Here is a 7,599-nt window from a genome sequence, read left to right on the forward strand (position 1 = left end):
GCGCCGGCGGCCGCCTCCGGGCGCCGGCCGAGCGAGCTCGGCAGTATGTCGACGTTCCGGCGAAGAGCTACTCCCCTTCTGCTTCCCCCAGGGTACGGGACGCCCGAAACGAGTCCGCCCGAGGCCCAGGACCGACCGCGGACCCCTCAGTGCCGGTGCAGCAGCCCGCGCGCCACCAGCTCCAGCACGAGCGCCACCGCGATCGACTGCACCGCCATCAGCGCCACCAGGACGAACAGCTGCACGGCACCGGCCTGGAGCGGTGACGCGCCACCGAGCAGCATCCCGACGAAGGCCCCGGGGAGGGTGACCAGCCCCACGGTCCTGGTCTGGTCCAGCCCCGGCAGCAGGGCGTCGGACGCTGCCTCCCGCGCCACCAGCATCCGGGCGTCCCGGTCCGGTAGGCCGATCGCCATCGCGGCCTCCGCCTCCCCGTGCCGCGTCGCGAGTTCGTCGAGCGCCCGCCGTCCGGCGAGGACGGTCGCGGTGAGCGCCCCGCCGATCAGGATGCCGGTGACCGGGATGAGCGCGATGCCCTTGACCGGCACGATCCCGGTGAGCAGCAGCACGACGACGACGGGCACGACGCCTGCGGCGATCGGCAGGGCCGTGCGCCACCACGTGTCGTTCGGGGTGATGCGGCGGCCCGCGGTGCGTACCGCGATGGCGTACATCACCAGGAGGAAGGCGAACAGCAGAAGTGCGTGGCGGACCGCCCACCCGATCACCAGGGAGACCGCCGCGAGCTGCACCGCGGCGCGCAGGCCGGCGACGACGATCGCACGGGAACGCGACCGACCGAGTTGAGCCACGGCGGCCACCGCGGCGGCGACGGCGAGCAGTACGGCGAGAACCACCCCGAACGCGACATTCACGGTGAGCAGCACGCGCCAACCCTAAGTCGACCGCGGTGAATTGGCAGGGCATCAGCCCTTGATGTGACGTGCTCATGTCGCAACCCTGTTACCTGGCGCCCATCCCCGAGCAACCTGGCGCCGCCACCATGGCCGGGCCACAGCACTCGAACCGGCCAAACTCCCCCCACTCCACAGGAGTTCGCATGTCAGGTATCTACGCGCGTCGTGCGTCCCGGGCCACTGTGCTCGCCGCGTCCGCCGCGCTCGCCTGCGCCACCACGCTGCTCACCGCCCCCGCGGCCGAGGCCGCCCCGCCCACCCCCGTCAGCGCCGCCACGGCCCGTAGTTACCTCGGCCGGCTGACCGTCAAGGCGGAAGGTTCCTCCACCGGGTACAGCCGCGACAAGTTCCCGCACTGGATCACCCAGTCGGGCGCCTGCAACACGCGCGAAGTCGTCCTCGATCGCGACGGAACGAACGTCGTCCAGAACTCCAGCTGTGCGGCGGTCAGCGGCAGCTGGTACTCGCCCTATGACGGCGCGACCTGGACCGCGGCCTCCGACGTCGACATCGACCACGTCGTCCCGCTGTCCGAGGCCTGGCGCTCGGGCGCCGGCTCCTGGACCACCGCCTCGCGCCGGGCCTTCGCCAACGACCTGACCCGTCCACAGCTGATCGCTGTGACGGACAACGTCAACCAGGCCAAAGGCGACAAGGACCCGGCCGAGTGGCTGCCGTCGCGCACCGACTACCGCTGCACGTACGCACGCATGTGGGTGCACGTGAAGTACTACTGGCAGCTGTCGGTCGACTCGGCGGAGAAGTCCGCCCTGCAGTCCATACTCAACGGCTGCTGACGCCCGAGGGTCGCGGGAGCTCGACGAACGTCGGTGCAGCCTGCCGCCGGATCAACGTCCCGGCGGCAGGCGGCACGGCCGTCCGGCCTCGCCGCGCGGTGGGCCGCCGCTGCCGCCTCCGAAGCCTTCCGACCAGCGCCGCGCCGGTGCTCGCGGCCCCCGGAACCGCGCTACTCTCCCCCGTCGTTCCGTACGGTACGACGGGCCACGGAGGAGGGCACATGGCAGCCGGATTGCGCCTGGGACCGCTACTGCGGTACGTCGACTGGGAGACCGGGGACCACGCGACCGTGTGGATCGAGGCCGACCGGCCGTGCACGGCCGAGGTGCGGTGCACGGGGGCTCCCCTCGGGCACGGCGGGGACGAAGCGGGCGGCTCGGCGCACACCTTCCAGGTCGAGGGCCACCACTACGCCCTCGTCCCGGTGACCGGCCTCACCCCCGGTTCCTCGACCGCCTACGAAGTGCTGCTGGACGGCCGTCGCGTGTGGCCGCTCGACGGTTCCCCCTTCCCGCAGAGCACGATCCGCACCCCGGCGGTGCCCGCCGACGGGGTGCGGATCTCCTTCGGCTCCTGCCGCTGGGCCGCGCCGCCCGCCGGCGAGCACGACCCGGTCGGCCCCGATGCATTGGACAGCCTCGCCGCCCGACTGGCTGCCGACCCCGCCGCCGACCGCCCGGACGTGCTGGTGCTGATCGGGGACCAGGTGTACGCGGACGAGACGTCCAAGGCGACCCGTCGCTGGCTCGCCGCCCGCCGCGATCTGCGCGAACCCCCCGGCGCGGAGGTCGCGGACTACGAGGAGTACACCCGGCTGTACGACGAGTCCTGGGCGGACCCCGAAGTCCGCTGGCTGCTCTCCACCGTGCCCAGCCTCATGATCTTCGACGACCACGACGTGATCGACGACTGGAACACGAGCGCCTCGTGGCTGGCGGAGATGCGGGCCACGGCGTGGTGGCGCGAGCGGGTGCTCAGCGGGCTGATGTCCTACTGGGTCTACCAGCACCTGGGGAACCTCTCCCCCGCCGAGCTCGACGCGGATCCCCTCTACACGGCCGTGCGCAGCAGCCCCGACGGGACGGACGCACTGCGGCAGTTCGCCGCTGCGGCGGACGCGGACCACCCCGCCGACCAACCGGTCGACCTGCCCGGCCAACCGGTCGACCTGCCCGGCGGCCCGGCTTCCGACCCGGCCGCCGACCGACGCGGGGGCCACTCCGCGCCGCAACGGCTCGGCACGCCGCCGCCCGTCGGATTCCGCTGGAGCTACCGGCGCGACTTCGGCAGGACCCGGCTGCTGATGGTGGACACCCGGGCGGCCCGGGTGCTCGACGAACAGAACAGGTCCATGCTCCACGAGGACGAGGAGCAGTGGCTGCGCGACCAGGCGCTGGAGGCGCACGGCTCGTACGACCACCTCCTGATCGGCACGTCACTGCCCTGGCTCCTGCCGCCGCTGATCCATGACCTCGAGAGCTGGGACGCCGCCCTGTGCCGCGGCAGCCGCGGGGCGCGCTGGGCGCGATTCGGTGAGGACCTGCGCAGGGGCGCCGATCTGGAGCACTGGGCGGCGTTCCCGGAATCGTTCGAGAGGCTCACCGGACTGATCACCGAGGCAGGCAGCGGCCCGGCGGCCCCGGCAACGGTGTGCGTACTGTCCGGGGACGTTCACCATGCGTACGTGGCGGAGCCCGAGTGGCCGGACGGTGCGCCGGACGCCCGGGTGTTCCAGCTGACCTGCTCCCCCCTCCACAACGCGATCCAGTCGACGGTCCGGGTCGCTTTCCGTTTCGGATGGAGCCGTGCGGGTCGGCGGCTCGGACGGGCACTGCTCCGGCACGGGCGGATCGGCCGGCCCGGCTTCCGGTGGCGCCGGGGCGGAGGGCCGTGGTTCGGCAATCACCTCATGACGCTCGAACTGATCGGGCGTTCCGCGGAGCTCCGGCTTGACCGGGCGCGGGCGGGCGACGGCCGGACCGGCGCGCGACGCACTGCCGCCGGGGCTACCGGCCGCGCCGGCGGTGACGGCAACGGTGACCTGCGCGGCGGCGATGGCCGCACCAGATGGATCACGGGCGGACGGACCACGGGCGGACGGGCGGAACGTACCGGTTCACGTCTTGTGAACGTGGACAGGCGGAGCCTGGCGAAAGGCCCGTAGGGCCCCTCCACAGCGGAGAACGATCCTCACACGAGCACCACCGTCTCCCCACACGACGACGGCATGATGAGGCGGACGATCCGCTTCCCGTACGCCACCCCGGGAGACCGTGTGTTGTCCGTGCCGTCCACAGCTCCGCACGCCATGGCCCTGGTCGGCGCCGGCCCCCGCGGCACCTCGGTACTCGAACGGCTCTGCGCTTCCGTGCCCGAACTGGCCCCGGACACCCCCCTGACCGTGCACGTCGTCGACCCCGCGCCGGCCGGCGCCGGGCGCGTGTGGCGCACCGACCAGCCGGCCGAGTTGCTGATGAACACCGTCGCCTGCCAGGTGACGGTGTTCACCGACGCGAGCGTCCTCTGCGACGGACCCGTACGGCCGGGCCCGAGCCTCTACGAATGGGCCGCCGCACACACGTCAGAGACGTTCGGTCCCGACGACTACCCCACTCGCGCCTGCTACGGGCGCTATCTGGCATGGGCGTTCCGCGAGGTCGTCGGCTCCGCCCCGGAGTCCGTGCGGGTGGAGGTCCACCGGGCTCGTGCGGTAGGTCTCGACGAGGCCGAGGACGGCCTGCAGCAACTGGCCCTGGACAACGGCACAGTGCTGGCCGGGCTGAGTGCGGTGGTGCTGGCCCAGGGCCATCTGCCGGTCGCCCCGGGGGCGACGGCGGCCCTGCACGACGCCCATGCCGCGCGCCACGGGCTGCGCCACTTCGCCCCGGCCAGTCCTGCCGAGCTCGACCTCTCGTCGATCGCCCCGGGCGAGGCGGTCCTGTTGCGCGGCCTCGGCCTGAACTTCTTCGACCATCTGGCACTGCTCACGACGGGCCGCGGCGGGACGTTCGTCCGCGAGCAGGACCGCCTGGCGTACGTGCGCTCGGGGCGCGAACCCCGGTTGTACGCCGGATCGCGGCGCGGCGTTCCGCACCGCGCGCGCGGGGACAACGCGAAGGGTGCCTCGCAACGGCACCGCCCCCGGGTGCTCACTCCCGATCTGATCGCGCTCTTCCGCCGCCGCGCGGAGGCCGGCGACCCGCCGGACTTCCTCGCCGAGGTCTGGCCGCGCATCGCGAAGGAGGTGGAGACGGTCTACTACGAGGCGCTGCTCTGCACGCGCGCCGGCCGCGGGGCCGAGTTCCGGGCCCGGTTCCGCGCTCGGTTCCTCGCCGTGCCGTACGGCGGCGCGGCGGAGGACGCCGTCCTGGAGGCGTACGGATGTCCGGCGTCGGAGCGCTGGTGCTGGGAGCGGATCTCCCGACCGGCCGCCGGGCAGCGCTTCACGGGTCCCGGAGCGTTTCGCAACTGGCTTCTCGGCCATCTGCACGAGGACGCGGAGCACGCGGCGCTGGGCAATGTGGACGGCCCGGTCAAGGCCGCCCTCGACGTCCTGCGGGACGTGCGGAACGAAGTGCGGAAGATCGTCGACCATCGCGGGCTCTCCGGGCCGTCCCGGCGCGACCACCTGGACCGCTGGTACACGCCGCTGAACGCCTTCCTCTCCATCGGCCCACCGCGCCGCCGCATCGAGGAGATGGCCGCGTTGGTCGAGGCGGGGGTGCTGGAGGTCGTCGGCCCGCGGATGACCGTACGGGCGGAGCACGGGTTGTTCGTCGCCGAGTCCCCGGACGTCCCGGGCTCGGGGGCGGTCGCGAGGACGCTGATCGAGGCGCGCCTGCCGGAACCGGACCTACGGCGCACGCGTGACGAGTTGCTCGCCCGGCTGCTGCGGACGGGGCAGTGCCGTCCGCATCGGATCGACGGCTACGAGACGGGTGGACTGGACGTGACGGAACGGCCGTACCGCCTGGTCGACCGTCAGGGCCGGCCACACCGACGACGGTTCGCGGTGGGCGTGCCCACGGAAGGGGCCCATTGGGTGACCGCAGCGGGGGCACGGCCCGGTGTGGACTCCGTCACGCTGTCGGACGCGGACGCCGTGGCGCGCGCAGCGCTGGACGTCGTGGCCGGTCGCGGTTCTCATGAAAGGCGATCCATGGCCAAATGTTGAACTTGCAAGTATTGATTAGGCCAGCCTAACTTGGAGGCTCGTCGGTTTCACGTCCCCAGACCGAAGGAGACCCCACACATGGCCACTCGTCGGCTGTCCGCACGACTGGACCTGGCGCAGCCCTATGCGCTCGCCCTGTTCCGCATCGTCATCGGCCTGCTCTTCACCTGCCACGGCGCGCGATCACTGTTCGGCGTCCTCGGCGCCGAGAACGCGGGCGGCCAGGTGGCCGCCGGCACCTGGCCGGGCTGGTACGCGGCCGTCATCGAGCTCGTGGGCGGCAGCCTCGTGCTGATCGGCCTCGGCACACGCGCCGCCGCTTTCGTCGCGTCGGGCGCGATGGCGTACGCGTACTTCACGGTGCACCAGCCCGGAGGGTTGTTCCCGATCCAGAACAACGGCGAAGGATCGGCCCTCTACTGCTGGGCCTTCCTCCTGCTGGTCTTCACCGGGCCGGGGGCCCTGTCGGTGGACCGGCTGCTCGCCGGCCGGAGCGAGGCCGAGCGGACCGGGCGAGGCGACCAGGCGACCACCGCCACCGCATGACGTACCCGACCTGACGTACCCGACGGGGCGGCGGGCGGGCGTAGCGCCGTCGGACGGGGAGCGGTCCCGGCCCCGACGGGCCACGGGCCGGAGGCGCACACACCGGTCCCCGTCCGACAGATCCGGTGCGGCCGGGAGGGGCGATCCACCACGGGATGGGACCGTACGAGACCCCTCGAACCCCGCACCCCCGAAGGCCCTCCGCCATTCGCCGGCAGCGGCCCGCACTCCGCCGCGCCCCCGGCACGCGCGGGGCTCGAAGGGTCACGGCAGATCGAGGCGGGAGCGCGGGGCGACACGGCAGACCGTCGCCGGAACCCCCACGTCGGGGTACGTCCGACTTCACCCCACCCCTGATGATCTCGCTGTGGAGCACGGGCGTACGCTCGGTGGCTGTCATGCCGCCCCTGCCGCTCCCCTGCGACGTCGCGGCGTTGTCACCCAGTGGGGAGTACCCGTGCTCGACAGTGTGGGGTTGCTGACCGCCAGCCCGTGGATCTACGCGGTCGTCGCGCTGTCGGTCCTCCTGGACGTCTTCCTCCCCGTCCTCCCCAGCGGCGTACTCGTGATCACTGCGGCGACGGCGGCGGCCGCCGGATCGACGGCTGTCGGATCGGCGTCGGTCGCAGCGGCCGCCGGACAGGTGCCGCACGAAGTGCCGTCCCTGGTGGCGCTGCTGCTGTGCGCGACGACGGCCTCCGTGCTCGGCGACCTCGTCGCGTACCGCGTGGCCCGGCGCGGAGGCGCGCGCCTGGACCGGGCGATCGCCCGCTCCCGTCGCCTGACCACGGCGCAGGAACGTCTCGGCACCGCGCTGAGCCGCGGCGGCGGACTGCTGGTCGTGATCGCCCGGTTCGCTCCGGCCGGCCGCTCGGTCGTCTCCCTCGGCGCAGGGGCGGCACATCGCAAGGTGAAGGAGTTCCTGCCCTGGTCAGCCCTCGCGGGCATGGCATGGGCGGGCTACAGCGTCGGCCTCGGCTATTTCGGCGGACAGTGGCTGGGGGCGACGTGGGTCGCCCTGGTCGTGTCCCTGATCGCCCTGTTCGGCGCCGGAACCCTCGCGGCCTACGTCATGCGGCCCTACCTTCTTGAGTGCGTCCCGTGAGTTCGCGACTCTGGGACTGCGCGGGTGGGGCAGGGATGGTTTTCATGCTGGCTGCCTCC

General features: G+C 72.8%; 6 protein-coding genes. 5 read left to right on the forward strand and 1 reads right to left on the reverse strand.

The window, feature by feature from the left end; genetic code table 11:
- Nucleotides 1–146: 146 nt before the first annotated feature.
- Complete coding sequence (locus ACFXOM_RS35240; protein WP_384937044.1) at nt 147–887, reverse strand: ABC transporter permease; 741 nt, start codon at nt 885–887, stop codon at nt 147–149.
- Nucleotides 888–1,060: 173 nt separating this feature from the next.
- On the opposite strand from ACFXOM_RS35240, the gene ACFXOM_RS35245 reads away from it, so the two are divergent.
- The 5 genes from ACFXOM_RS35245 to ACFXOM_RS35265 all read left to right on the forward strand — a co-directional run bounded on the left by ACFXOM_RS35245 (nt 1,061) and on the right by ACFXOM_RS35265 (nt 7,540).
- A complete protein-coding gene (locus ACFXOM_RS35245) occupies nt 1,061–1,714 on the forward strand; it encodes an HNH endonuclease family protein (RefSeq protein WP_384937047.1) in 654 nt (217 codons plus the stop codon).
- Between the two features lie 221 nt (nt 1,715–1,935).
- Nucleotides 1,936–3,879 carry an alkaline phosphatase D family protein gene (locus tag ACFXOM_RS35250; RefSeq protein ID WP_385041538.1) on the forward strand — a complete coding sequence of 648 codons (1,944 nt, stop codon included), beginning with the start codon at nt 1,936–1,938 and terminating at the stop codon, nt 3,877–3,879.
- 63 nt (nt 3,880–3,942) lie between these two features.
- On the forward strand, nt 3,943–5,889 hold the full coding sequence (locus tag ACFXOM_RS35255; RefSeq protein WP_385041541.1) for an FAD/NAD(P)-binding protein: 1,947 nt from the start codon (nt 3,943–3,945) through the stop codon (nt 5,887–5,889).
- Nucleotides 5,890–5,967: 78 nt separating this feature from the next.
- A complete protein-coding gene (locus ACFXOM_RS35260) occupies nt 5,968–6,435 on the forward strand; it encodes a DoxX family protein (RefSeq protein ID WP_385041544.1) in 468 nt (155 codons plus the stop codon).
- Between the two features lie 457 nt (nt 6,436–6,892).
- Nucleotides 6,893–7,540 (forward strand): DedA family protein, encoded by a 648-nt coding sequence (locus ACFXOM_RS35265; RefSeq protein ID WP_384948957.1) that lies wholly within the window; start codon nt 6,893–6,895, stop codon nt 7,538–7,540.
- The last annotated feature ends 59 nt before the right edge of the window (nt 7,541–7,599 follow it).

The organism is Streptomyces sp. NPDC059169, assembly GCF_042755225.1.
Lineage (GTDB): Bacteria > Actinomycetota > Actinomycetes > Streptomycetales > Streptomycetaceae > Streptomyces.